The organism is Roseococcus sp. SYP-B2431 (assembly GCF_004336745.1).
Classification (GTDB): Bacteria; Pseudomonadota; Alphaproteobacteria; order Acetobacterales; family Acetobacteraceae; genus Roseococcus.
In genome coordinates, this window is sequence record NZ_SJXD01000011.1 from 878,502 (window position 1) to 902,222 (window position 23,721).

The 23,721-nt window shown below is 70.3% G+C and carries 28 protein-coding genes; 13 read left to right on the forward strand and 15 right to left on the reverse strand.

The annotated features are described in order from the left end of the window. The first annotated feature begins 139 nt into the window (after window positions 1-139). From EJV46_RS05440 to EJV46_RS05465, 6 genes are all read left to right on the forward strand, one after another. Window positions 140-628, forward strand: coding sequence for an SspB family protein (locus EJV46_RS05440; RefSeq protein ID WP_131547555.1), 489 nt, complete (start codon window positions 140-142; stop codon window positions 626-628). Window positions 629-713: 85 nt separating this feature from the next. Continuing rightward, window positions 714-1,688, forward strand: a complete 975-nt coding sequence (locus tag EJV46_RS05445; protein WP_131547556.1) for a tripartite tricarboxylate transporter substrate binding protein — start codon at window positions 714-716, stop codon at window positions 1,686-1,688. Between the two features lie 101 nt (window positions 1,689-1,789). Next, window positions 1,790-3,439: a fumarate hydratase gene (locus tag EJV46_RS05450; RefSeq protein ID WP_131547557.1), complete on the forward strand. Its 1,650-nt coding sequence runs from the start codon at window positions 1,790-1,792 to the stop codon at window positions 3,437-3,439. 204 nt (window positions 3,440-3,643) lie between these two features. Beyond that, window positions 3,644-3,892 (forward strand): DUF2798 domain-containing protein, encoded by a 249-nt coding sequence (locus tag EJV46_RS05455; protein ID WP_131547558.1) that lies wholly within the window; start codon window positions 3,644-3,646, stop codon window positions 3,890-3,892. Window positions 3,893-3,896: 4 nt separating this feature from the next. Continuing rightward, complete coding sequence (locus tag EJV46_RS05460; protein ID WP_131547559.1) at window positions 3,897-4,292, forward strand: RidA family protein; 396 nt, start codon at window positions 3,897-3,899, stop codon at window positions 4,290-4,292. Between the two features lie 3 nt (window positions 4,293-4,295). Then, entirely contained in the window at window positions 4,296-4,694 is a 399-nt protein-coding gene (locus EJV46_RS05465) for a VOC family protein (protein ID WP_131547560.1), read from the forward strand. 9 nt (window positions 4,695-4,703) lie between these two features. Here the strand turns inward: EJV46_RS05465 and EJV46_RS05470 are convergent, their stop codons facing one another. Next, entirely contained in the window at window positions 4,704-4,961 is a 258-nt protein-coding gene (locus tag EJV46_RS05470; protein ID WP_131547561.1) for a DUF1272 domain-containing protein, read from the reverse strand. Between the two features lie 218 nt (window positions 4,962-5,179). Between EJV46_RS05470 and EJV46_RS05475 the strand changes: the two genes are divergently transcribed. Both EJV46_RS05475 and EJV46_RS05480 read left to right on the forward strand, forming a co-directional pair. Continuing rightward, the gene (locus tag EJV46_RS05475) at window positions 5,180-6,586 is read left to right on the forward strand and encodes a lyase family protein (RefSeq protein WP_131547562.1); all 1,407 of its coding nucleotides are present in this window, start codon (window positions 5,180-5,182) and stop codon (window positions 6,584-6,586) included. Beyond that, window positions 6,586-6,807 (forward strand): ribbon-helix-helix domain-containing protein, encoded by a 222-nt coding sequence (locus EJV46_RS05480; protein WP_131547563.1) that lies wholly within the window; start codon window positions 6,586-6,588, stop codon window positions 6,805-6,807. The genes EJV46_RS05475 and EJV46_RS05480 overlap by 1 nt, the downstream gene beginning before the upstream one ends. A gap of 51 nt (window positions 6,808-6,858) precedes the next feature. On the opposite strand, the gene EJV46_RS05485 is transcribed toward EJV46_RS05480, so the two are convergent. From EJV46_RS05485 to EJV46_RS05530, 10 genes are all read right to left on the reverse strand, one after another. After that, window positions 6,859-7,392, reverse strand: coding sequence for a DUF4167 domain-containing protein (locus EJV46_RS05485; RefSeq protein ID WP_370323060.1), 534 nt, complete (start codon window positions 7,390-7,392; stop codon window positions 6,859-6,861). 153 nt (window positions 7,393-7,545) lie between these two features. Beyond that, window positions 7,546-8,418 (reverse strand): peptide chain release factor N(5)-glutamine methyltransferase, encoded by an 873-nt coding sequence (gene prmC, locus EJV46_RS05490; RefSeq protein WP_131547565.1) that lies wholly within the window; start codon window positions 8,416-8,418, stop codon window positions 7,546-7,548. Further along, window positions 8,415-9,467: a peptide chain release factor 1 gene (gene prfA / locus EJV46_RS05495; RefSeq protein WP_131547566.1), complete on the reverse strand. Its 1,053-nt coding sequence runs from the start codon at window positions 9,465-9,467 to the stop codon at window positions 8,415-8,417. Before prfA ends, prmC begins: the two co-directional genes overlap by 4 nt. Further along, window positions 9,464-10,720, reverse strand: coding sequence for a histidine--tRNA ligase (gene hisS / locus EJV46_RS05500; protein ID WP_131547567.1), 1,257 nt, complete (start codon window positions 10,718-10,720; stop codon window positions 9,464-9,466). Before hisS ends, prfA begins: the two co-directional genes overlap by 4 nt. A gap of 41 nt (window positions 10,721-10,761) precedes the next feature. Then, a complete protein-coding gene (locus EJV46_RS05505; protein WP_131547568.1) occupies window positions 10,762-11,163 on the reverse strand; it encodes a type II toxin-antitoxin system VapC family toxin in 402 nt (133 codons plus the stop codon). Further along, window positions 11,160-11,405, reverse strand: coding sequence for an AbrB/MazE/SpoVT family DNA-binding domain-containing protein (locus EJV46_RS05510; RefSeq protein ID WP_131547569.1), 246 nt, complete (start codon window positions 11,403-11,405; stop codon window positions 11,160-11,162). The genes EJV46_RS05505 and EJV46_RS05510 overlap by 4 nt, the downstream gene beginning before the upstream one ends. Before the next feature lie 61 nt (window positions 11,406-11,466). After that, complete coding sequence (gene ispG / locus EJV46_RS05515; RefSeq protein WP_131547570.1) at window positions 11,467-12,621, reverse strand: flavodoxin-dependent (E)-4-hydroxy-3-methylbut-2-enyl-diphosphate synthase; 1,155 nt, start codon at window positions 12,619-12,621, stop codon at window positions 11,467-11,469. 76 nt (window positions 12,622-12,697) lie between these two features. After that, a complete protein-coding gene (locus EJV46_RS05520; RefSeq protein ID WP_165585351.1) occupies window positions 12,698-13,675 on the reverse strand; it encodes a helix-turn-helix domain-containing protein in 978 nt (325 codons plus the stop codon). A 108-nt stretch (window positions 13,676-13,783) separates the two neighbouring features. Next, a complete protein-coding gene (locus EJV46_RS05525; RefSeq protein ID WP_131547572.1) occupies window positions 13,784-14,845 on the reverse strand; it encodes a nitronate monooxygenase family protein in 1,062 nt (353 codons plus the stop codon). Then, window positions 14,845-16,065, reverse strand: a complete 1,221-nt coding sequence (locus tag EJV46_RS05530) for an aspartate kinase (protein ID WP_131547573.1) — start codon at window positions 16,063-16,065, stop codon at window positions 14,845-14,847. The genes EJV46_RS05525 and EJV46_RS05530 overlap by 1 nt, the downstream gene beginning before the upstream one ends. A 62-nt stretch (window positions 16,066-16,127) precedes the next feature. On the opposite strand from EJV46_RS05530, the gene ubiG reads away from it, so the two are divergent. The 3 genes from ubiG to modD all read left to right on the forward strand — a co-directional run bounded on the left by ubiG (window position 16,128) and on the right by modD (window position 18,577). Next, window positions 16,128-16,868, forward strand: a complete 741-nt coding sequence (ubiG, locus tag EJV46_RS05535) for a bifunctional 2-polyprenyl-6-hydroxyphenol methylase/3-demethylubiquinol 3-O-methyltransferase UbiG (protein WP_206020706.1) — start codon at window positions 16,128-16,130, stop codon at window positions 16,866-16,868. Between the two features lie 287 nt (window positions 16,869-17,155). Beyond that, entirely contained in the window at window positions 17,156-17,554 is a 399-nt protein-coding gene (gene msrB, locus EJV46_RS05540; protein ID WP_131547574.1) for a peptide-methionine (R)-S-oxide reductase MsrB, read from the forward strand. Window positions 17,555-17,725: 171 nt separating this feature from the next. Beyond that, window positions 17,726-18,577 carry a ModD protein gene (modD, locus tag EJV46_RS05545; protein WP_131547575.1) on the forward strand — a complete coding sequence of 284 codons (852 nt, stop codon included), beginning with the start codon at window positions 17,726-17,728 and terminating at the stop codon, window positions 18,575-18,577. On the opposite strand, the gene EJV46_RS05550 is transcribed toward modD, so the two are convergent. Both EJV46_RS05550 and EJV46_RS05555 read right to left on the reverse strand, forming a co-directional pair. Continuing rightward, window positions 18,570-20,072 (reverse strand): ABC transporter substrate-binding protein, encoded by a 1,503-nt coding sequence (locus EJV46_RS05550; protein ID WP_240782411.1) that lies wholly within the window; start codon window positions 20,070-20,072, stop codon window positions 18,570-18,572. The genes modD and EJV46_RS05550 overlap by 8 nt on opposite strands. A 77-nt stretch (window positions 20,073-20,149) precedes the next feature. Beyond that, window positions 20,150-20,380: a type II toxin-antitoxin system HicB family antitoxin gene (locus tag EJV46_RS05555; RefSeq protein ID WP_131547576.1), complete on the reverse strand. Its 231-nt coding sequence runs from the start codon at window positions 20,378-20,380 to the stop codon at window positions 20,150-20,152. A 215-nt stretch (window positions 20,381-20,595) separates the two neighbouring features. Between EJV46_RS05555 and EJV46_RS05560 the strand changes: the two genes are divergently transcribed. Continuing rightward, complete coding sequence (locus tag EJV46_RS05560) at window positions 20,596-20,811, forward strand: hypothetical protein (RefSeq protein WP_131547577.1); 216 nt, start codon at window positions 20,596-20,598, stop codon at window positions 20,809-20,811. A 48-nt stretch (window positions 20,812-20,859) separates the two neighbouring features. On the opposite strand, the gene EJV46_RS05565 is transcribed toward EJV46_RS05560, so the two are convergent. Then, a complete protein-coding gene (locus EJV46_RS05565; protein ID WP_240782412.1) occupies window positions 20,860-21,900 on the reverse strand; it encodes a DNA topoisomerase IB in 1,041 nt (346 codons plus the stop codon). Between the two features lie 214 nt (window positions 21,901-22,114). Between EJV46_RS05565 and EJV46_RS05570 the strand changes: the two genes are divergently transcribed. Then, complete coding sequence (locus tag EJV46_RS05570; RefSeq protein WP_131547579.1) at window positions 22,115-22,417, forward strand: SemiSWEET family sugar transporter; 303 nt, start codon at window positions 22,115-22,117, stop codon at window positions 22,415-22,417. Between the two features lie 7 nt (window positions 22,418-22,424). On the opposite strand, the gene EJV46_RS05575 is transcribed toward EJV46_RS05570, so the two are convergent. Further along, entirely contained in the window at window positions 22,425-23,651 is a 1,227-nt protein-coding gene (locus EJV46_RS05575) for an ABC transporter substrate-binding protein (protein ID WP_131547580.1), read from the reverse strand. Window positions 23,652-23,721 lie beyond the last annotated feature (70 nt).

A 23,721-nucleotide genomic window follows, 5' to 3' on the forward strand; every position in this document is an offset into this window, starting at 1 on the left:
CTCCTGATTGGAGGGGAGCCTAGCAGCCGGCCCGATCCCGGCGAAACGGCCCGGCCTTCCGGCGCGTTCCTGGTCTGCGCGCGGTTCCTTCCCTCCCCGCCCGTCCCGCCATATGTTGGGGCCCCAGGAAGGTCGATTGATGAACGAAGCTACCCCTCAGAGCCTGCTCCCTTACGAAGCCTGGGCGTCGCGCGCGCTGCGCGCCGTCGCCATCGACGCGCTCGAGCACGCCGCGCGCGAGGGGCTGCCGGGCGAGCACCATTTCTACATCTCCTTCCGCACCGACCACCCCGGCACGAACATCCCGGGCCACCTCAAGGCGCGCTATCCGCTGGAGATGACCATCGTCCTCCAGCACCGCTTCTGGGATCTCGTGGTGGACCGCGCGGCGCAGCGCTTCTCGGTGGGGCTGTCCTTCTCGGGCGTGGCCTCGGTGCTCTCGGTGCCCTTCGCCGCGCTGACGGCCTTCCAGGATCCCCACGCCCAGTTCGGCCTGCGCTTCGAGCCGGAGCTCGACGCCCCCATGGAGGAGCCGGTGGACCTGCCGGAGCCGGTGCCCGAAGCCGAGGCGGTTCCCAGCCAGCCCCAGGTGGTCAGCCTCGACGCCTTCCGCCGCAAGCGGGATTAGCACGCCGCCCCGGCTGGCCAGAAACTGCTGCGGGAGATACCTACCTCCACAATCGGTCCATCGAGGATCGCCAAGGAGGAATCCCATGTTGAAGCGCCGTCACCTGCTGGCCGCCCCCACGCTCGTCCCGCTCGCCGCGCCGGCCGTGGCGCAGCCCGCCTGGCCCAGCAAGCCCGTCCGCATCCTCGTGGGTTTCGCGCCCGGCGGGTCGATCGACGTGCTGACGCGGATGGCGGCCGAGGTGCTGTCCCAGCGCCTGGGCCAACCCTTCGTGGTCGAGACCCGCAGCGGCGCCTCGGGCAATATCGCGGCCGAGGCGCTCGCTCGCGCGACGCCAGACGGCTACACGATCAGCACCTTCCCGATGAACACGGCCGTCATCAACCCGATGGTCTTCCCCAGCGTGCCCTTCGACACCTGGAAGGACTTCCGCTTCATCAGCTCGATGTGGGACCTGCCCAATATCTTCGCCGTGCCGTCGCGGCACGTGCCCGCCCGCAGCGTGGCGGAATTCGTGACCTGGGCGCGCCAGCTGCGCGGCGGCGTCAGCTTCGGCTCGCCGGGCACCGGCACCACCGTGCACCTCTCCGGCGCCTATTTCTGCAACCGCGCCGGCATCGAGGGAACGCATGTGCCCTTCCGCAGCGGCGCGCAGGTCGTCCCGGCCATGCTGGGCGGCGACGTGCAGATGGCGATCGACAATCTCGGCAGCTACACGGGCGTCATCCAGGACAACAGCATCCGGGCGCTGGCGGTGGCCATGGACCAGCGCTGGCCGAGCCTGCCCGACGTCCCGACCATGGCCGAGGCAGGATTCGACAATTTCAGCATGAGCCCCTGGCACTTCTGGGCCGGGCCCGCCGCCATGCCGCAGGAGATCGCCGAGCGGCTCTCGGCCGAGATCCGCAACCTCTGGGCCGATCCGGCGCTGCAACGGCGGGCGATCGGCATGGGGGCGCGGCTCAACGCCTCGACGCCGGCGGAGCTGGAGGCGCGGCTGCGCGCCGAGGTGCCGCGCTGGGCGGAGATGGTGCGGATCTCGGGCGCGCAGGCCGGATGAGCGGGGGGGGGCCTGCCCCCCCCCCTCCATCCTTCCCGGCCGGGCTGACGGCGCCATGCGCTTGGGCTATGGGTTCTTGCGAAGACTTGTGGATGGTTCCGATGCCCCTCGACGCTCCTTCTCGGCCGCCCGGCTATTCCTTCAGCACGATGTTCCCGCTCGGCGCGGACACGACGACCTATCGCAAGCTCCCCATCGAGGGCGTGAGCACGGTCGAGGTGGACGGCAGGCGCGTGCTGCGCGTGCCGCCCAAGGTGCTGGAGGAGCTGGCCTTCACCGCCTGCCACGAGGTCTCGCACCTGCTGCGGCCGGCGCATCTCGCGCAGCTCCGCAAGATCCTGGACGATCCCGAGGCCAGCGCGAACGACCGCTTCGTGGCGCTCGACCTGCTGAAGAATGCCAATATCGCCGCTGGCGGCGCCCTGCCCATGTGCCAGGACACCGGCACGGCCATCGTCTTCGGCAAGAAGGGCCAGCGCGTCTGGGTCGAGGGCGACGAGGAGGAGGCGATCAGCTACGGCGTCGCCCGCACCTACACCGAGACCAACCTGCGCTACAGCCAGATGGCGCCGCTCTCGATGTATGACGAGGTGAACACCGGCAACAACCTGCCGGTCGACTTCACCATCCTGGCCAATCCCGGCGACTACAAGGCCGATGAGCTGCACCTGATGTTCGTGCTGAAGGGCGGCGGCTCGGCCAACAAGACCTTCCTCTACCAGCAGACCCGCGCGGTGCTGAACAAGGCCAAGCTGCTCGCCTTCATCGAGGAGAAGGTGAAGACGCTGGGCACCTCGGCCTGCCCGCCCTACCATCTCGCGGTCGTGATCGGCGGCACCAGCGCCGAGACGACGCTGAAGGCCGTGAAGCTCGCCTCCACCAAGTATCTCGACGCGCTCCCCACCACGGGCAGCAAGGCGGGCCACGCGATCCGCGACCCGGAGCTGGAGCAGGAGATCCACCAGCTCACCCAGAATCTCGGCATCGGCGCGCAGTTCGGCGGCAAGTATTTCTGCCACGACGTGCGGGTGGTGCGCCTGGCGCGCCACGGCGCCTCGCTGCCCATCGGCATCGGCGTCTCCTGCTCGGCCGACCGGCAGATCAAGGCGAAGATCACGCCCGAGGGCGTCTTCCTCGAGGAGCTGGAGCACGACCCGGCGCACTACCTGCCCGAGCACACCGAGGACATCCTCGGCGGCGACGTGGTGAAGATCGACCTCGACCAGCCGATGGACGCCATCCGCGCCGAACTCAGCAAGCATCCGGTGAAGACCCGCGTCTCGCTGACCGGCACGATCGTGGTCGCGCGCGACATCGCGCATGCCAAGCTGCAGGAGCGGATCGAGGCCGGCCAGGGCCTGCCCGACTACCTCAAGAACCATCCGGTCTACTATGCCGGCCCGGCCAAGACGCCGACCGGCATGGCGACCGGCAGCTTCGGCCCGACCACCGCCGGACGCATGGACAGCTATGTCGAGGCCTTCCAGCGCGCCGGCGGCTCGCTCGTGATGCTCGCCAAGGGCAATCGCAGCAAGGCCGTGCTGAACGCCTGCAAGACCTATGGCGGCTTCTACCTCGGCTCGGTCGGCGGGCCGGCGGCGCGGCTGGCACAGGACTGCATCCGCAAGGTCGAGGTGCTGGAGTATCCCGAGCTCGGCATGGAGGCCGTCTGGCGCATCGAGGTGGAGGACTTCCCCGCGTTCATCGTCATGGACGACAAGGGCAACGACTTCTACGAAGGGCTGGAGTAAGGCCCGGATCGCCACGGATGCCGCGCCGCCCTGGATCGCTTCACGCTTCTGAGCCGCGCAGCCTTCCGGCCGGCGCCAACCCGCATTCCGGGCCGGCCGCCGGCCTCTCACCTCAGACGCATTCGACCCGGCCCCTCGCCCCTGCCCCGCATGCCCGGCCTGGGATGACGGCGCGGCGAAGGGCCTCCGGCGAGAGGCCCTCTCATGGCATTTCCGAAGATCCCCGCCCGCTATGCCGGGCTCGTGCTGCCCTTCCTGCTCTCCATCTTCATGACCTGCGTCATCTCGGGCGTTTCCACGGTGCTTGCGCTGAAGCTCTCCCTGGAGGCGCTGCTGGCCTGGCCGGTCGCCTGGGCGTCCTCCTGGCTCATCGGCTTCCCGACCCTGCTGGTCGTGCTGCCCTTCGTGCGGCGCCTCACCGCCGCGATCGTCGCCCCCGCCACGCACAGGTGAACCGATGACCCGACGCCTCATCTCCTCCGGCTCCCGCTTCGAGGAGGAGATCGGATATTCCCGCGCCGTGGTGGACGGGGACGATATCTTCGTCTCCGGCACCACCGGCTACGACTACGCGAACATGACCATCGTGGACGACGTGGTCGGCCAGTGCGACCAGACCTTCCGCAACATCGCCGCGGCCCTGGCCGAGGCCGATGCGACGCTGGACGACGTGGTCCGCGCCCTCTTCATCGTGCCAAGGCGCGAGGATTGGGAGCCCTGCTGGCCGGTCGTGAAAAGGTATTTCGGCGTGGCCAGGCCCGCCTCCACGCTGATCCATGCCGATCTGCAGACCGATGCGATGCGCATCGAGATCCAGGTCACCGCGCGGCGCCGCCGCCAGGGAGAGCACTAGCCCATGCGCTTCGCCGTCGACCGGCTCGACCACCTCGTGATGACGGTCAAGGACGTGGAGATCAGCGCGGCCTGGTACCAGCGCGTGCTGGGCATGGAGCGCGCGGATTTCGGCCCGCACAACCGCACCGCGGTCCGCTTCGGCGGCCAGAAGATCAACCTGCGGCCGGTGGAGGCGAGTCAGGCCGAGTGGTGGAGCGGGCCGGCCACCGCCCCCGGCGGGCAGGATCTCTGCTTCATCGTGACCGTCACCGCCGCCCAGGTGATCGAGCACCTGCACAGCTGCGGCGTGACCGTGGAGCAGGGACCGACGCCCAAGGACGGCGCGCTGGGCCCGATCACCTCGGTCTATTGCCGGGATCCCGACGGGAACCTGATCGAGATCGCCAACTACGGGGACTGAGCCCCCCGGTCACGCGACCAGGGCGCCGCCGCACCTCTCCGGCCGGTGCTTGCGCTCCGTCGAGGCCGGGAACGCCTGCAGCTTCGCCGCCGGCCGGATCGGCCGCCGCACCAGCTCGCCGCCGCAATTGGGGCACATCCCGCCGGGCAGCTTCGTGGCCGTGCAATCGGCGCACCAAGTGCATTCGAAGGAGCAGATGAGCGCGTCGCGGCTATCGGGAGGCATGTCGCGGCCGCAGCATTCGCAGTTCGGGCGTAGGCTCAGCATAGATGGGCGTCCTTGGCGTTTCCGGATTCATGCCGGGCCGCCCGGCACCGCGTCAATCGGCCGCGGGTCCATCAGCCCGGCCCAGGCGCCGGCGGCGCCTCCCGAGCTGGATTTCCGCGCCGGCGGCACGATCTCTGCACCGAGGGCGGGCCGCGCGGCACGCTGGGTTGTAACCCTGCGGCCAGTCGCGCTTTCTTCCCGCACGCACAGGAGCCGGCATGACCACCCGCACCGAAACCGACAGCCTCGGCACGATCGAGATTCCCGAGGAGCGCCTCTGGGGCCCGCAGACGGAGCGGGCCCGCCGCCTCTTCGCCATCGGCACCGAGCGCTTCTCGCCGCTGCTCATCAAATCCGTGGGGCTGCAGAAATGGGCGGCCGCCGAGGCCAATGCCCATCTGGGCGAGCTGCCGATGCACATCGCCGACCCGATCCGCCAGGCGGCCAACGAGATCATCGCCGGCCAGCGCGACGAGGAGTTCCCCCTGCCCATCTGGCAGACCGGCTCCGGCACGCAGACCAACATGAACGCCAACGAGGTCATCTCCAATCGGGCGAACCAGATCCTGGGCCACCCGCTGGGCGCCCGGCAGCCGGTCCACCCGAACGACCATGTGAATCGCGGGCAGTCCTCCAACGACAACTTCCCCACCGTCATGCATCTGGCCGCCGCCCAGGCGGTGGAGCACCGGCTGAAGCCCGCCCTCAAGGTGCTGGCGGACAGCCTCGGCGCGCGGGCCTCGCAATGGGCCGAGATCATCAAGATCGGCCGCACGCACCTGATGGATGCGGTGCCCGTGACGCTGGGCGGCGAGTTCGCGACCTATGCCCGGCAGGTGCTGCTGGGCATCGCGCGGCTGGATTCGACCATGCCGCGGCTGCTGCAGCTTCCGCAGGGCGGCACGGCCGCGGGCACCGGGCTGAACCGGCATCCGGATTTCGACCGGGCCTTCTGCGAGGTCGCGGCCACGCGCATCGGCCTGCCCTTCACGCCCAATCCCGACAAGTCCGAGGGGATGGCGGCGCATGACGCGCTGCTGGAACTGCACGGGCAGATGAACACCATTTCCGCCTCGCTGACGAAGATCGCCAACGACGTGCGGCTGATGGGCAGCGGCCCGCGGGCCGGCATCTCCGAGCTGGTGATCCCGGAGGATGGGCTGTCCAGCAGCATCATGCCGGGTAAGACCAATCCCACCCAGAGCGAGGCACTGACCATGGTCTGTGCCCAGGTGATGGGGAACCAGGTCACCGTCACCGTCGGGGCGAGCCAGGGGCATCTGGAGCTCAACGTCTACAAGCCGGTGATCATCAATGCGGTGCTGCAATCGGCCTCGCTGCTCGCCGACGCGGCGGAGAGCTTCGCCCGCAACATGGTGGACAAGCTGGAGCCGAACCTTGGGCGGATCGCGGACAACCTGGCCAAGTCGCTCATGCTCGCGACCGCGCTGAACCCGCATATCGGCTACGACCGGGCAGTCGCCATCGCCAAGCTGGCCCTGCACGAGGATCTGACGCTGCGCCAGGCCGCGCTGCGCCTCGGGGCCGTTACCGCCGAGGACTTCGACCGCTGGGTGAAGCCGGAAGCGATGCTCAAGCCGGGCATCAGCCTCCCGGGGAGCTGATGCGCCATCTGGCCAAGCGGAGCCTGCGCCTCGCCGGCCACGCGACGTCGATCGCGCTGGAGCCGGAGTTCTGGACGGTGCTGGAGGGGGCGGCGGCACGGCGGGGCACCACCCTCGCCGCGCTCATCGCCGAGCAGGATGCCGCGCGCGCCGGGGCCGAGGAGCCCCTGGCCAGCCGGCTGCGCGTCTTCGCGCTCAGGGAGGCCTCGGAAAAGGCCTGAGCCCCGGATCGGCGATCCGGATTCGGCGCTTCGCGCCTGGCACCGTCCGCCTTACTGAGCCGGCTCTTCCGGGTTCGGCACCGGACGGCGAAGCTGGGGCATCGGCAGCGTCTCCGCCTCGCCGGCCAGCTCGGCCTCAAGGCTGGGATGGCCGTTCGCGTCACCGGATTCGGCCGCATCCTGGCCCGGACCGTTCTCCTGGCCGTAGCCCTCGCCCTGGTCCCGATAGCCTTCGTGCTGATCGCGGTAGCGGCGGTCCTGCTGCTGCTGCGGCTGGACCTGCTGCTGCGCCGCGTTCATGGCGCCCAGGATGCGGAAGTAGTGCTCGGCATGCTGGAAATAGCCCTCGGCCGCCACGCGGTCGCCGCCGCCCGTCGCGTCCCGCCCCAGCTGCAGATACTTCTCGAACAGCTGCTGGGCCGTGCCACGAAGGCGGACATCGGGGCCGCTGGAGTCGAAAACGTGGTTGCGATTCAGGGGCTGGTTGCCGTTCCCGCCGCCACCGCCGCCGGTGCTCCGGTACTGACCGCCGCCACCGCCGCCGCCGCCTCCACCATGACGATGGCCACGGCGCATGCGCTTCATGTTCATTCGTTGCTGTGCTTCGCTGTCTTGATGCCGCGCAGGTCTCGTCTCCGCGCGAGCTGTCGGTTGTGAGGCGCCGCCGTCCCCGGGTCAGATCCCGAAAGGGGCCGCAGCGCCCGTCTGCCGGCCTGAGGCCTTGCTGACAATGGGACTCTAGACGGGATCGGGACTTCCGCCAACCGGTTTCTGTTGCAACGCCAATAACAACGCCCGGGTGATCCCGCCAAGGTCCTCGTGCCCGCCCAGCACCCGGAGTCCCGCCGATTCGGCCAAGGCCGAGACGGCGGGCCCCTGCCCCTCGCCCAATTCCAGCACGGCAATTCCGGCCGGTGTCAGGAGACGGGGCAGCTGGCTCAGGATGGTGCGATAGGCGTCGAGCCCGTCGGGGCCCCCATCGAGGGCGGAGGCGGGCTCGTGCCGCGAGACTTCGGGCATCAGCCCTGCGATCGCGCCGGACTCGATATAGGGAGGGTTCGACAGGATTACATCGAAGCGGCCGGAAATCGCCTCCGCCCAGCGGCCAGCGAGGAAACTTCCTCGGTCTTCCAGGCCGTTGCGGGCCGCGTTGCGGGACGCCAGGGCGGCGGCGTCCGGAATCAGGTCGATCCCGACCCCATGCGCCCCGGGAAATTCGGCGAGCGCGGCCAGGAGCAGGCAGCCGGTGCCGGTGCCGAGGTCCAGGATGCGACGGGGGACGATTCCAGTGCCCAGAAGCGCCTCGATCAGCGCCTCCGAATCGGCGCGCGGGACGAGCGTCTGGGGCCCGACCTCCAGGTCGAGGGTCCAGAAGCCGGCATGGCCGGTGATCTGCGCCACGGGCTCCCGCCCGGCCCGGCGCGTCAGAAGCGATCGGAAGCGACCAGCCGCCTCCGGCGCGACCTCCGCGCCCGGGTCGCGCAGCAGGGCCTCCGTGCTCGAATCCAGGGCATGGGCGAGAAGCAGCCGGGCTTCCCGCCGCGAATCCGCGATTCCAGCCTCGCGCAGTGCCCGGCCGCCCTGGCAGAGCAGGGCGCCGACCGTGGTCACCCCTCCTCCGCCAGCCGACGGGCCTCATCCTCGCTGACCAGGGCGTCGAAGATGTCGTCCATCTCGCCCATCATGATCCGGTCGATCTTGTGCAGGGTGAGGCCGATGCGGTGGTCCGTCACGCGGCCCTGGGGGAAGTTGTAGGTGCGGATGCGCTCGCTGCGGTCGCCGGAGCCGACCTGGCCGCGGCGGTCGGCCGCGCGGGCGGAATCGAGCGCCGAGCGCTGCGCGTCGTAGATCTTGGCGCGCAGCATCTTCATGGCCTTGGCCTTGTTCTTGTGCTGGCTCTTCTCCTCCTGCATCGCCACCACGGTCCCCGTCGGGATATGGGTGATCCGGACCGCGCTGTCCGTCTTGTTGACGTGCTGCCCGCCGGCGCCCTGCGCACGGTAGGTGTCGATGCGGAGGTCCTTGTCCTCGATCCTGATATCCACCTCCTCGGCCTCGGCGAGAACGGCCACCGTCACGGTCGAGGTGTGGATGCGCCCCTGCGTCTCCGTCGCCGGCACGCGCTGGACGCGGTGCACGCCGCTCTCGAACTTGAAGCGGGCGAAGACGTCCTTGCCCTCGATCTCGGCCGAGGCGCCCTTCACGCCGCCCAGCTCGTTCTCGTCGTATTCGAGCACGGTGAAGCGCCAGCCGCTCGATTCCGCGTATTTCTGATAGGCGCCGAAGAGCTCGCCGGCGAAGAGCCCGGCCTCGTCGCCGCCCGCGGCGGGGCGGATCTCCAGGATGGCGTTGCGCTCGTCCGCCGCGTCGCGCGGCAGCAGCATGAGGCGGATCTCGCGCTCCATGCGGGGCAGGCTGTGCCTGGTCTCGTGGAGCTCGGCCTCGGCCAGCTCGCGCATCTCGGGATCGGCGAGCAGCGCCTCGGCCTCGGCCTGGGCGGCCTCCAGGGCGCGGTATTCCGTGACCTTCTCGACCAGGGGCTCCAGCGTCGAGAGCTCCTTGGAGAGCGTGCCGACCTGGGCGCCATCGGCGGTCTCGAGCTGCGCGCGCAGTTCGGCCGCGCGCAGCATCACCCGGTCGAGCGAGGCGGGCAGGCTCATCCGCGCAGCCGCTCCACGAGGGCGACGAGAGGGACTTCTTCCTGCGTGCCGGCGTCGAGATCGCGCAGCTGCACCATGCCCTTGGCCGCCTCGGTCTCGCCGATGATGAGGGCCGCGCGGGCATTCTGCCTGTTCGCCCGCTCCATGCGGCGCTTGAGGTTGCCGCGATAGCCCATCTCGGCCGCGATCCCGCCGGCGCGCAGCGTCTGGAGCACCGCCATGGCGACGCCCTCCTCGGCCTCGGAGACCGGGACCACGTTGACCAGTCGAGGCGCCACCGGCGTCAGGCTGCCGGCCTCCAGCAGCATGGAGAGCCGCTCCACGCCCGCGGCCCAGCCGACGGAGGGGGTCGGCGGGCCGCCCATCTCCTCGACGAGCCCGTCATAGCGGCCCCCGCCCATCACCGTGCCCTGCGCGCCGAGCCGGTCGGTCACGAATTCGAAGGCGGTGTGGCTGTAGTAGTCGAGGCCGCGGACGATCCGCGGGTTCTCGCGCCAGGGCACGCCGAAGCCGTCGAGGTGGCGGCGCAGCGCATCCCAATGGGCGCGGGCCGTCGGCGTCAGGTAGCCGGCGATCGTCGGCGCGTCGGCCACCAGCCTGCGGTCGCCCTCGTCCTTGCTGTCGATGATGCGGAGCGGATTCTTCTCCAGCCGGCGCTGGCTGTCCTCGCTGAGCGCGTCGCGGTTCGCGGAGAAGTGCAGGACCAGCGCCGCGCGATAGGCGTCGCGGCTCTCGGCGTCGCCCAGCGTGTTCACCTCCAGCACCACGCCCTCGGCCACGCCCAGCTCGCGCAGGACGTGGTGGCCGCAGGCGATCACCTCGGCATCGGCGAGCGGCTCGGCCGCGCCCATCACCTCGATGTCGATCTGGTGGAACTGGCGGAAGCGGCCGGCCTGCGGGCGCTCGTAGCGGAACATCGGCCCGGCGCAGAAGATCTTGCGCGGCAGGTTCGCCTGGGCGAGGCCGTTACTGACCAGCGCGCGGCAGAGGCCGGCCGTCGCCTCCGGACGCAGCGTGACGGATTCCCCGCCGCGGTCGGTGAAGGTGTACATCTCCTTGCTGACCACGTCAGAGGTCTCGCCCAGCCCGCGGGCGAAGACGCGCGTGTCCTCGAAGATGGGCGGGGCCCATTCCTCGAAGCCGTAGAGCGCGGAGATGCGGCGCGCGGTCTTGATGACCCGGTGGTGCCGGCGGAACTCGTCGCCGATGAGGTCACGCAGGCCGCGCGGGGGTTGGAATTTCTGGCTGGACATGGCGTGCGGGGGTAGCCTTGGAGTGGGACGGGGGCAAGGGTTCAGGCAGGGGCGATGAGCATGAGGTCAGGGAAATAGCTGCGATAGCGGGCCGCGTCCCGCGTCAGGAGCGGCATGCGACGGATGGCGGCATGGGCACCGATAAAGAAGTCGGGCAGCACGCCGATCCGGCTGCCGCCACGGCGGCGGTACTGAAGATGCGCCTGGGCAGCGAGCGCCAGCCCCTCGCGCGGGGTCCGCTGGACCTCAATGCCGGCGGCTTGCAGGAACTGGTCCAGTTCGTCCAGATGCCGGAAGCTGACGGAAACTTCCGAAAAAACGATATCGTTGATGACGAGTGGCCCGAGAGCGACACGCTCGTTCAGTCGCTGGCGAGACCATTCGGTCCACTCGGATCGGCCCTGAATGATATCGAGCAGGATGTTGGTATCGACGAAGGTCAATCGTCGTCGCCACGCATCAGCTGCATGACTTCGTCAGCAGTAAGGTCCGGGAGCGCGGTGCCGCATCCTCGCAATGCACCGAACCGATCCGGAACCGGCAGTTGGTCCGGAGCTTTCCGCATGGAAATACTGCCGTCGGGCAGAGCCTCAAACTCCACGCGGCTCCCTGGCTCAAGGCCCAGGTGATCCCGCATGGGCTTGGGGATGGTCACCTGTCCCTTCACGGTAATGGGCATGCCCATGGTATTACCTCCTGATCGAAGTAATACTTATGCACCAAGGACCATCAAATCAACCGCGGCGTCACTCCGCCGCCAGGACCGCCTGCTTCTCCGCCGCCTCGGCTGCCTTCTGCGCATCCGCCTCGGCCTGCAGGATGGCTGCCCGCGTCTCCACGAGACCCACGAGGTGGTCCACCATGGCGTCGGTGTCGGTCTGGTGGTCCTGCCGGCCGGCCGAATAGACCATGTGCCGGCCCGCGCCGCCGCCGGTCAGGCCGATATCGGTCATCAGCGCCTCGCCCGGCCCGTTCACCACGCAGCCGATGATGGAGAGGCTGATCGGCTGCACCACATGGGCCAGCCGCTCCTCCAGCTTCTCCACAGTGCGGATCACGTCGAAGCCCTGCCGCGCGCAGGAGGGGCAGGAGATGATCTTCACCCCGCGGTGGCGCAGATGCAGCGACTTCAGGATGTCCCAGCCGACCGCGACCTCCTCCGCCGGCTCGGCCGAGAGCGAGACGCGCATCGTGTCGCCGATGCCGGCCCAGAGCAGCGAGCCCAGCCCCACCGACGACTTCACCGTGCCCGTGCGCTTGCCGCCCGCCTCGGTGATGCCGATATGCAGCGGATGGTCGCAGGCATCGGCCAGCTGCTGATAGGCGGCGACGGCCAGAAAGACGTCGGACGCCTTCACGCTGATCTTGAACTCGTGGAAGTCGTTCTGCAGCAGGTGGTCGGCGTGCCACAGCGCGCTCTCGACCAGCGCCTCCGGATTGGGCTCCCCGTACTTCTCCAGCAGGTGCTTCTCCAGCGAGCCGGCATTCACGCCGATGCGGATGGAGCAGCCATAGTCCTTGGCCGCCTTCACGACCTCCTTCACGCGCTCGGCCGAGCCGATATTGCCCGGGTTGATGCGCAGGCAGGCCGCGCCGGCCTTGGCCGCCTCGATGGCGCGGCGGTAGTGGAAATGGATGTCGGCGACGATGGGGACGTTCACCTCGCGCACGATCTCGGCGAGCGCCTTGGTGCTGTCCTCGTCGGGGCAGCTCACGCGCACGATGTCGACGCCGGCCACCTCGGAGAGGCGGATCTGCGCGATCGTGGCCTCGGCATCCGAGGTCAAGGTGTTGGTCATGGTCTGGACCGAAATCGGCGCGTCGCCGCCGACCAGCACCTTGCCCACCCGGATCTGGCGCGACTTGCGGCGTTGGATGTGCTGGTAAGGCCGGTAGCTCATGCGGTCCTCGGAATCCCGTTTCGCCCGCAATATAGGCCCCCGCGGCGCGTTGCCAAAGGGCGTGGGGGGACGACCGCTATTGCGCCGGGCGCGGGGCCGCCGGGGCCGACCGCGCGGGAGCGGGCGGCTGCCCGCCCGGCGTCGCCGTGGGCGGGCGGAGATGCGTCACGGTCAGCGGCACGTCGCGCCGGACGCCCCGCAGTTCGCTGACGACCGGCGACGGCGTGCCCTCGACCAGGACCTCGGTCGCCTGCGCATTGCCCGTGGAGAAGACCAGCCCTTCGCGATTGGGGACGGCGAAGGTCTCTCCCGCGCGCATGACGCGGTTCAGCAGCTGCTGATTGCTCCGCGTGTCGCGCACCTGGGTCCAGACATCGGCCTTCGCGCGGATGGTGATGCGCGACTGGTCCGGGTTCGACGGTGGCGCCGGCGCAACGGGCGCGACGACCGGCGGCGGGACCTGGACGGGCACGGGCGTCGGCACCGGCAGGGGCGGCATGCCCGGCGTCCCCGATTGCGGGCCGGGTCCGGGCGTGGCCGGCGGGCCGGGGGGCGTCGTCGCAGGGGCCGCGGGGCTGCCGGCGGGCGCCGGCGCCGCGGGCCGCAGGGCCTCGCCGCTGCGGGCGGCGGTCTCGAGGCGCGCCGGCACGGGCGGGACGGCGTCCACGCTGCGGTTGCTGGTCCCGGTCCAGTTGTACCAGGCCACATAGGCGCCGATGGCGATCACCGCGCCCACGAGCACCACCACGCCGGCGGGGAAGCCGCGCTCGGGGACCGGCTCGGGGAAGACGAGGTCGGCCTTGCGGGCACCGACACCGGAGACCGCATCGCGCAGGCGGCGCACCATGTCGCCCGGATCGAGGCCCAGGAAGCCGGAATAGTTCCGCACGAACCCCACGGCATAGGCCGCGGAGGGCAGGTCCCGCACGCGCCCTTCCTCGAGCGCGATCAGGTAGACCCGGCGGATGCGCAGCTGGGCGGCCACATCCTCGATCGCGAGACCGAGGGCGAGGCGCGCGTCGCGCAATTCCTCACCGAGCCGGGCGGCGTCCACCGCGGGAGCCTCCTGGGGGCGGAAGCGTTTCATGTCGTCGAACACGGGCCCATGGTTAAACCGTCCCGGGCGGGGGCAAAAGGCCCGAAAGCGCGTCCGTGCGAATCTTCATGCAGGCCCGGATCTGCACGCAGATCGGCGGGCGGCCCAGGCCGCGGCGGCCTGGCCCACCAGCTCGGCCACGATCTCGGCCGCCGGCTGCTCCCGCGTGACCATGCCCACGCTCTGCCCGGCCATCAGCGAGCCGTTCTCCACGTCGCCGTCGATCACCGCCCGCCGCAGCGCCCCGGCCCAGAAGTGCTCGATGTCCAGCTGCGCCTCGTCCTTCGCCAGCTCGCCCGACTGGAACCGCTTCAGCACGGCCGCCTGGTGCTCCATGAACCGCTTGGTGCCCTCGTTCTGCAGGGCACGGACGGGGATGACCGGGAAGCGCTCGTCGATCTGCACCGTTGGCAGCGCATCGCGCGCCGCGCCCCGGATGAAGGCCTTCTTGAAGTTCGGATGGGCGATGCATTCCGTCGCGCAGACGAAGCGCGTGCCAAGCTGCGCGCCGGCCGCCCCCATCTCCAGGTAGGAGAGGATGGCCTCCCCCCGCCCGATGCCGCCGGCCACGAAAACCGGCACATCGGTGATATGCGGCAGGATCTCCTGCGCCAGCACGTTGAGGCTGACGGGCCCGATATGCCCGCCCGCCTCGCTGCCCTCGATGACCAGGGCGTCGGCGCCGGAGCGGATGAGCTTCTTCGCGAGCGCCAGGGCGGGGGCGAAGCAGACGATCTTCGCCCCGCCCTCCTTGGCCCGCTTGATCGCCGAGCCGGGCGGGATGCCGCCGGCGAAGACGATGTGGCTGACGCCATGGCCGATGCAGGTGTCCACCAGCTGCTCCAGCCGGGGGTGCATGGTGATCAGGTTCACGCCGAAGGGCTTTTGGGTCAGCGCCTTGGTCGCCGCGATCTCCTGGTCGAGCCGGTCCGGCTCCATGGCGCCGCAGGCGATGACGCCGAAGGCGCCGGCATTGGAGATGGCGGCCACCAGGTGGCGCTCGCTCACCCAGGACATGGCGCCGGCCAGCAGCGCGTAGCGGGTGCCGAAGAAGGCCGCGCCCCGCGCCATCAGCCGATCGATCTCGGCGAAGGCCGCTTGCGGAACGGCGGGCGCGACCTGATCCATCAGGCGGCGTCCAGCCCGTAGGCCGTGTGCAGCGCGCGCACCGCGAGCTCGGTGTAGTCGGCCGCGACCAGCACGCTCACCTTGATCTCGCTGGTGGAGATCACCTGGATGTTGATGCCCTTCTCGGACAGCGCCTTGAACATGGTCGAGGCGACGCCCGCATGGGTGCGCATGCCGATGCCGACCACGCTGATCTTCGTCACGTCCGGATCGGCGATCAGCTCGCCGTAGTTCAGCTCGGCCTTGGCCTTCTCCAGGATGTCCCTGGCGCGCGGCAGGTCGGTGCGGCCGACCGTGAAGGTCATGTCCGTGTTGCCGTCCTCGCCGATGTTTTGGACGATCATGTCCACGTTCACATTGGCGTCCGAGAGCGGCCCGAAGATGCGGGCGGCCACGCCCGGGCGGTCCGGCACGCGGCGCAGCGTGACCTTCGCCTCGTCCCTCGAATAGGCGATGCCGGAAACGATCGGCTTCTCCATGATCTCGTCCTCATCCACGACCAGGGAGCCTGGCTTGTCCTCGAAACTGGATAGCACCTGCACGCGCACATTCGCCTTCATGGCGAGCTCGACAGAGCGGGTCTGCAATACCTTGGCGCCCACCGAGGCCAGCTCCAGCATCTCCTCGTAGGAGATCTTCTCGAGCTTGCGGGCCTTGGGCACGATGCGCGGATCGGTCGTGTAGATGCCGTCCACGTCGGTGTAGATGTCGCAGCGATCGGCGCCCAGCGCCGCCGCCAGGGCCACGGCCGAGAGGTCCGAGCCGCCGCGGCCGAGGGTCGTCACGCGGTTGCGGCCGGGCTCGATGCCCTGGAAGCCGGCGACCACGGGCACCTGCCCCTGTTCCATCCGCTTGACGAGCTCCTCGCCGATGATCTTGTCCACCCGGGCCTTGCCATGGGCGTTGTCGGTGAGGATGGGAATCTGCCACCCCTGCCAGGAGCGCGCCTCCACGCCGATGGCCTGCAGCGCGATGGCGGTGAGGCCAATCGTCACCTGCTCGCCCGTCGCGACCACGACGTCGTATTCCCGCGCATCATGCAGCGGCGAGAGCTCCTGGCACCATTTCACCAGCTGGTTCGTCGTCCCCGACATGGCCGAGACCACCACGGCCACCTGGTGGCCGGCCTCGACCTCGCGTTTCACGCGGGCCGCGACATTGCGGATCCGGTCCAGATCAGCGACGGAAGTGCCGCCGAACTTCATGACGATACGGGACATCGTGGTTCCTGGCCCGGTTTGCGGGCCTTGCGGTGGGAGTGGGGGCGCGTCAGATACCGGGCATGACGCAGATGGGCAACACGGCCGGCTCGGCGGAGCTATCGGGCGGCGGCTCCGCCAACGCCGCGGAAGTCGCGAAATTCGACGCGCTGGCGGGCGAATGGTGGAACCCGCGCGGGCCGATGGCACCGCTCCACGCCATGAATCCGGTGCGGATGGCCTGGATCGCCGCCCGGCTGGGGCCGCTTGAGGGCCTCCGGATCCTGGATGTGGGCTGCGGCGCGGGGCTGGCCGCGGAGTGGCTGGCGCGGCGCCAGGCGGCGGTCACGGGCCTGGATGCGGCCGGCGCGGCGCTGGAGGCGGCGCGGGCCCATGCCGCGGAGTCCGGCGTGGCGGTGGATTACCGCGCGGGCACCCCGGAAAGCCTGGAGGAGGGCGGCTTCGACGCGGTGATCGCGCTGGAGGTCATCGAACACGTGCCCGCCGCCGAGCGGCCGGCCTTCTGCGCCGCCCTGGCACGGCTCGCGCGGCCCGGCGGTCTGGTGGTGCTCTCGACGCTCAACCGGACGCGCCGCTCCTGGCTCTTCGCCATCCTCGGTGCCGAGCGGCTGCTGCGCTGGCTGCCCGTGGGCACGCATGACTGGAAGCTGTTCCTGCGGCCGTCGGAACTCGGCGCGCTGCTGCGCGGCGCCGGGCTCGCCGTGACGGACACGGCCGGCATGGTGCCGGCCGTGTCCGGCGGCTTCCGCATCTCGGGCGACATGGCCGTGAACTACCTGATGGCGGCCCGGAAGCCGGCCTGAGGCTCGCTCAGCGCAGCCCGAAGAAGGTCAGCACGGCGATCACGACCACGACGAGTCCCACGATGTAGATGATGCTGTTCATGCGCGCCTCCTGCGTTCGGTAAAGGGAACACCCGGGACATGCGCGGGTTTCCGCGATGGGCAGGTTCAGAAGCGAGTCACGTCGTTTCCGCGACGCCGCCCCGCAAAGGTCATTCCGCCTGGGGAAGCCCCTTCCGGATCGGCGGGCCCGGGCCCATGTCGCGGATGCGCCCCGGCAATCCGGGCCCTTCGAGAGATCCAGGCCGATGGAAAAGACCTATCCCGTCACCCGCAGCGACGCCGAATGGCGGTCCCTGCTCACCCCCGAGCAGTACCAGGTCATGCGCCGCCACGGCACCGAGGCGCCGGGCAGCTGCGCCCTGCTCCACGAGAAGCGGCACGGCGCCTTCTCCTGCGCGGGCTGCGGCCAGAAGCTCTTCCGGTCCGGCCGCAAGTTCGAGAGCGGCACCGGCTGGCCGAGCTTCGACGACCCGCTGCCCGGCTCGGTCGAGACCACGGTGGACCGCAGCTACGGCATGGTCCGCACCGAGGTGCATTGCGCGAATTGCGGCAGCCATCTCGGCCATGTCTTCCCGGACGGGCCGCCGCCGAGCCATCTGCGCTACTGCATCAACGGCGTCGCGCTGGACTTCGCGCCGGAATAGGCGCCCGCCCTGGCCTTCCACGGCCTCGGAAGATGGACTCCGGCCCGCCATGCCGGGGTTGCGGCCCTGTCCACGGGCCGGCGCACTGGCCGTCCGGCGCGGTTCCTGCTGATCTGCATCCGTTGAAGCGTGGGGCCCGTCGGGCCGCCGCGCCGATGAAGGATTCACGGCATGCCCTTCCCCCTGCTCGACGAACGCCTGCTCGCCATGCTGCGCGAGGACGTGCCCTATGGCGACGCGACCACCCAGGGCCTCAGCATCGGCGAGCAGCCGGGCCGGGCGGTCTTCGTGACCCGGGACACGATCGTGGCCTGCTGCGTCGAGGAGGCCGAGCGGATCATGCTCCTGGCCGGCTGCCGGGTCGCGCAGCGCTTCCACTCCTCCGGTGCCCAGGTCGAGGCAGGTTCGGAGCTGCTGCTCGCCGAGGGCAGCGCCGCCGCCCTGCATCGCGGCATGAAGGTCGCGCAGACGCTGATGGAAATCGCCTCCGGCGTGGCCACCCGGGCGCGCCGCATCCTGCTGGCCGCGCGCGAGGGCAGGCCCAACGTCTCCGTCGCCTGCACCCGCAAGCATCTGCCCGGCACGAAGGACGTGATGCTGAAGGCGGTCATGGCCGGCGGCTGCGCGCCGCACCGGCTGGGCCTGTCGGACAGCGTGCTGGTCTTCCCGCAGCATCGCGCCTTCCTCGGCCGCAAGCCGCCCTATCTCTGGGTCGCCGAGCTGCGCGCCTCCCAGCCGGAGCGGAAGATTTCGGTCGAGGCCGAGAGCGTGGACGAGGTGACCTGGTTCGCCTCGGCCGGCGTGGACTGCGTGCAGGTGGACAAGCTCTCGCCCGAGCAGATCGCCGAAGCCGTCCGTGCCATGTCGGGCATGGCGAAGCGGCCGGCGATCGCGGCGACAGGCGGCGTGAACGAGAGCAACGCGCGCGCCTATGCCGAGGCGGGCGCGGACCTGCTGGTGACCTCGGCGCCCTATGCGGCGGCGCCGGCGGATCTCTCCGTGCGGATGACCCTCGCTACCTGAGCCGCAGCCCCTGCAGCCGGATCAGCCCGTCCGGCACCATCCGCAGCCCCTGCACCGCCGCGCCGGTCCCGAAGAACCAGGTCGGGTGCCAGAGGTAGATGTAGGGCCGGTCGCGCAGCAGGATCTCCATCGCCCGCCCATAGGCCGCGCGCCGCGCCGCGGGGTCCACGCTGGTGCGGCCCTCGCGCATCGCCGCATCCGCCGCCTCGCTGCAATAGCGGCCGCCGTTCAGGGATTCCCGGCAGGCGTTGAAGCCCCAGAGGTTGCCGTCGATGTCCGTGCGGCCGGACCAGGCGATGATCAGCGCCTCGAAATCGCCGGCCGTCCATTGCCGCAGCAAGGTCGCCGTCTCCGTCACCTGGAGCTCGAGCGTGATGCCGGCCTCGGCCGCCATGGATTGCAGCACCTCGGAGGCCTGCACGTATTCCGTGGTGTTGGGCACGGAGAGCTTCACGCGCACCCGCTCCTGCCCGGCCTCGCGCAGCAGGGCGCGGGCACGGGCCACATCCCGCCCCGGGACGGGCAGGCCGGCGACGTGCTGCGGATGGCCCGGCGGCGTGGACTGGTTGCCGGGGCGGAACAGGCCCTCGAAGGCCACGCGGTTCAGGATCTCGCGGTCGATCGAGGCCTCCAGCGCCTCGCGCACGCGCGGATCGCGGCCGAGGGGCGTGTCGGCTTTCGGGCCGTTCGCCACGTTGACCGCGATATAGACCGAGGCGAGCGAAGGCCCTTCCAGCAGCCGCACGCGGCGATCACCGCGCAAGGTGCCGACATCCGAGGGGTTCACGCGCTCGATCACGTCCAGCGAGCCGGCGCGCAGATTGGCGGAGCGGACGGTGGTGTCGGGGACCGGCCGGTAGATCACCCGCTCGGCATGGATCGCGGAACGGTTCCAGTACCCGTCGAAGCGCTCCAGCTCGATGCGGTCCAGCGCCACGCGGCGGGTCAGCCGGAATGGCCCCGCGCAGGCGGGCGCGGCCTGGAAGTCGGCACCAAGCACATGGGCCTGCCGCGGCGAGACCAGCATGCCCGCGCGGTCGGACAGGGCGGCGAGCAGCGGCGCGAAGGGTTCCGAGAGCCGGATGCGGACCTGCATCGGCCCTGCCGCCTCGACGGCGGTCACCGGCCCGAGCTCGCCGCGCCGGGTCGAGCCCTGGGCGGTCATGTGGCGGTTGAGCCCGGCGACGGCCGCCTCGGCGTCGAGCGCCGCGCCGTCATGGAAGCGCACGCCCTCGCGCAGGGTCAGCAGCAGCGCGCGGCCGTCCTCCTGCCATTCCCAGGCCGTCGCGAGCTGCGGCACGAGGCCGCCCCGCTCGTCCACCTCGATGAGCTTGTCGCAGAGGGCCATGAAGACCTGCCGCGCGGCGACCGAGCGCGAGAGGGTCGGGTCCAGCACGTCGGGATCGGAGGCGATGCCGATCCGGATCGTCTGGGCCGCGGCCGGAAGGGCGAGCAGGCCCAGGGCCAGCAGGGCGGCGGGGAGAATGCGCATCATGGACGGCCTTCCGGATGATCGCGAGCCTAGACGCGGGACGGCCCCGCGGTCATCCCCTCGCCGGGCTCTCCGCCCGTTCAGATCACCACGGAAACCACCGGGCGTTCGCCGGGCTCGCTCGGGACCGGCAGGATCATGCCGTCGTTCAGCGCGTCCCAGAGCGCGGACCGCAGCACCTCGGCGCCCTTCGACAGCGCCTCCCCCTCGTCCACGCCCCAGGCGGTCACCTCGGGGAAATCGGGGAAGGCGATGGTGACGCCCTCGGCGCGGACGGTGAGTTCAGCCGGATAGCTGAGTGTCTCGGTCATGCTCCAGGAACTCCCTTTGGCCGGGCCGACCGGGCGCGGCGGTCGGCCGTGTTCTTCTATAGCCGTTCCGCGGCCGGACCGGCAGACAGAGCCAGCTCGCGCGAAGCGCCCGCGACCGATTCAGGACACCCCGATTCAGGGCACCCCGATTGAAAGCCCATGCCCTAGATTGCGGCCGCCTCCCGTGAGATAGGAGCGCAGCGAAGAGGTGATGGATGTCGGAACGCAAGATCTGGGTCGTCTGGGGCGGTATCTTCACGGACTTCACCTTCGAGGTGCTGGAGGCCGGCACGGAAGAGCTCCATGGCCCCTATCACGACGAGGCGACGGCGCTACGCGTCTGGCGCGACGAGACCCGCCGCAAGGTGGACATCGCGACGCACCGGCTCTTCGTGCTGATCGCGACGCCGGGGACACCGACCACCGCCTAGATCCCGATGCGTCCGCCTTCGCCCGCTTCTCCCGATCCGGTCCCCTGATCAGGCGACCGCGACGGCCGCCGCCGCCGCGGCCTGCTTCCGCAGGAAGGACAGCACGGCCGCCTCCTCGAGGCGCAGCGCCGGGCCCTTGCCGCTGGGCTTGCGCAGGCGAAGCTCCAGCGCGCCCGCCGCATGGCGGTCGAAGACCGCCGGGTGGACGTAGCATTTCCGGCAGATCGTGGGCGTGTTGCCGAGCCGCGCGGCGGTGCGCTGGATCGCTTCGCGGAGCTGCGCCTTGACCATGCCGGCCCCGGTCGCGGGCGGCATGCCCGCCAGCTCCAGCGCGCAGAGCACGGTGCCGGCCCAGGTCCGGAAGTCCTTGGCGGTGATCTCCTCGCCGGTGATCTCGCGCAGATAGGCGTTCACATCGGCCGAGCCGATGGATTGCAGCTCGCCCTCCTCGTCGCGGTATTGGAAGAGGGCCTGGCCCGGAAGATCCTGGCAGGTCCGCAGGATGCGGGCGATGCGGCGATCCTGGATGCGCAGGCGCCAGTCCTTGCCCGCCTTGCCGCGAAACTGGAAGCGCATCTCGGCGCCCTTCACGCTCACATGGCGATTGCGGAGCGTGGTCAGGCCGAAGCTCTTGTTGATGCGGGCATATTCCTCGTTGCCGACGCGGGCCAGCGTGGCCTCCAGCAGCCAGACCACCGTGGCCAGCACCTTCTCGCGCGGCAGGCCGGGCCGGGAGATATCGGCCTCCACGCGCGCGCGCAGCTTCGGCAGGCCCCGGGCGAAGCTGACCAGATGCTGGAACTTGTTGCCGTCGCGGACCTCGCGCCAGCGGGGGTGGTATCGGTACTGCTTCCGCCCGCGCAGGTCGCGCCCCACGGCCTGGATATGGCCGCGCGGGTCGGCGCAGATCCAGACCTCGGCATAGGCGGGGGGAACGGCCAGCTTGCGGATACGCTCGAGGGTGGCCTCGTCGCGGACGGGCTTCCCGTCAGGCCCGACATAACGGAAATCCGGCGCCGTCCCCAGTCGGCGGATGCCGGGATCCTGGTCCGAGACATAGCGCAGCCCGGCGATCTCGGCGTCGGTCACGGCAGGGCGGGGCGTGCTGTCATCTGGAGCGCAGAACGCGGCGGCGATCGGCGCGGTTTCGTAACTTGTCGCCGCGAGGGACGTTGCTGGGACGCATGGCACGACCCATCCCCAAGCGCGACCTCCGCACCGGCGCGCCGGTCTGGACGGAGGTCCGGCCCCGGCCGGCACATCTCCCGCCGCCGGATCGCGATGCGCTCTCCGGCTTGCGCGCATGACGTTCGATGCCGCCACGCTGATCGGCGCCGCCGCCACCACGGCCTCGATCGCGAGCTTCACGCCCCAGGCCTGGAAGATCATCCGCACGCGCGACACCACGAGCATCTCCGCCGGCACCTATGTGCTGACCGTGACGGGCTTCGCGCTCTGGCTCGCCTATGGCGTTCTGCTCGGGCAATGGCCGCTGATCGCGACCAACGCGACCTGCTGCCTCCTCTCGGCCTTCATCCTGATGATGAAGCTGCTGCCGCGGGAGAAGAAGGAGGCGGTCGCCGAGGCGATCGACCCGAAAGGCTGATCCGCGGCTAGCGGACCAGGCTGCACCCGCTCTCCGCGAGGGAGCGCCAGGCCTGCTCGGCCGGCACGGTCGCGAGCAGCTTGTAGAAGTCCCAGTCGCCGCGGCTTTCCTCCGGCCGCTTCACCTCGAAGAGATAGGCGGGAGTGACGGCGCGGCCATCCGCGCGGACCGAGGCCGCGCCGTCGTAGACGTCGCTCTCCACCGGCATCTGCTTCATGCGGGCCACCACGGCCGAGCCGCTCCGTTTGGCCTCCGCCGCGCCGACCGAGGCCACCGCCTTGAGATAGTGCTGGGTGCCCGCATAGGCCGCCGCCTGGCCCATGTTGGGCCGCTTGCTCCGGTCGAAGCCGGCGGCGAAGGCGCGCCGGGTGAAGGCGCGCGTGCGGTCGTTGAGATCCCAGTAGAAGGTCTCGGTGAGGACGAGCCCCTGGGCCGAGTTCACCCCCATCGCGGCCACGTTGTTGATGAAGATCAGCATCGCCGCGAGGCGCTGGCCGCGCCGGGTGATGCCGAACTCGCCGGCCTGCTTCACGGAGTTCACCAGGTCGTCGCCGCCATTGGCGAGGCCGATCACCTTGGCCCGCGAGGACTGCGCCTGGAGCAGCGCGGAGGCGAAATCCGTGCTCGGGAAGGGCATGGCGACGCTGCCCAGGACCCGGCCGCCGGCATGGTTGATGAAGGCGGTCGCGTCGTCCTGCAATGCGCGGCCGAAGCTGTAGTCGGCGCGGATGAAGAACCAGGTGTCGCCGCCCTCGCGCACCAGGGCCGTGGTGCAGACGCGGGCCAGCATGTTCGAGTCATAGGCCCAGTGCACGATATTGGGCGTGCAGGCGCCGCCCGTGAGCTCGGCGGTGCCGACGTGGAAGGCGAGGATCACCTTGTCGCGCTCGCGCATCAGGTTGTTGATGGCGAGCGCGACGGCGGAGTTCTGCAGGTCGCAGATCGCGTCCACCCCCTGGTCCAGCCACTGCCGGGCGATGCTCATCGCGACATCCGGCTTGTTCTGGTGGTCGGCGGAGACGATGTCCACGTTCAGGCCGAGCGGCCCGGCCAGCTCCTGGACGGCCAGCCTGGCGCAGGCGACCGAGCCGAGGCCGCCATTGTCCCGATAGGTGCTGGACTGGTCGTTGAGGATGCCGATCCGGATGGTGGGCCTGGCCTGGGCCCTGGCGCCGGCGGCACCCAGCGCCAGGCCGGAGGCGAGCAGGCCCCGCTTGGTGACTTCGTTGACCATGACATGTCTCCCCGCGGCTGATTTTCCGAAGGCCTACCGCATTTGAGAGGGTATCTCCAAGCACTATCTT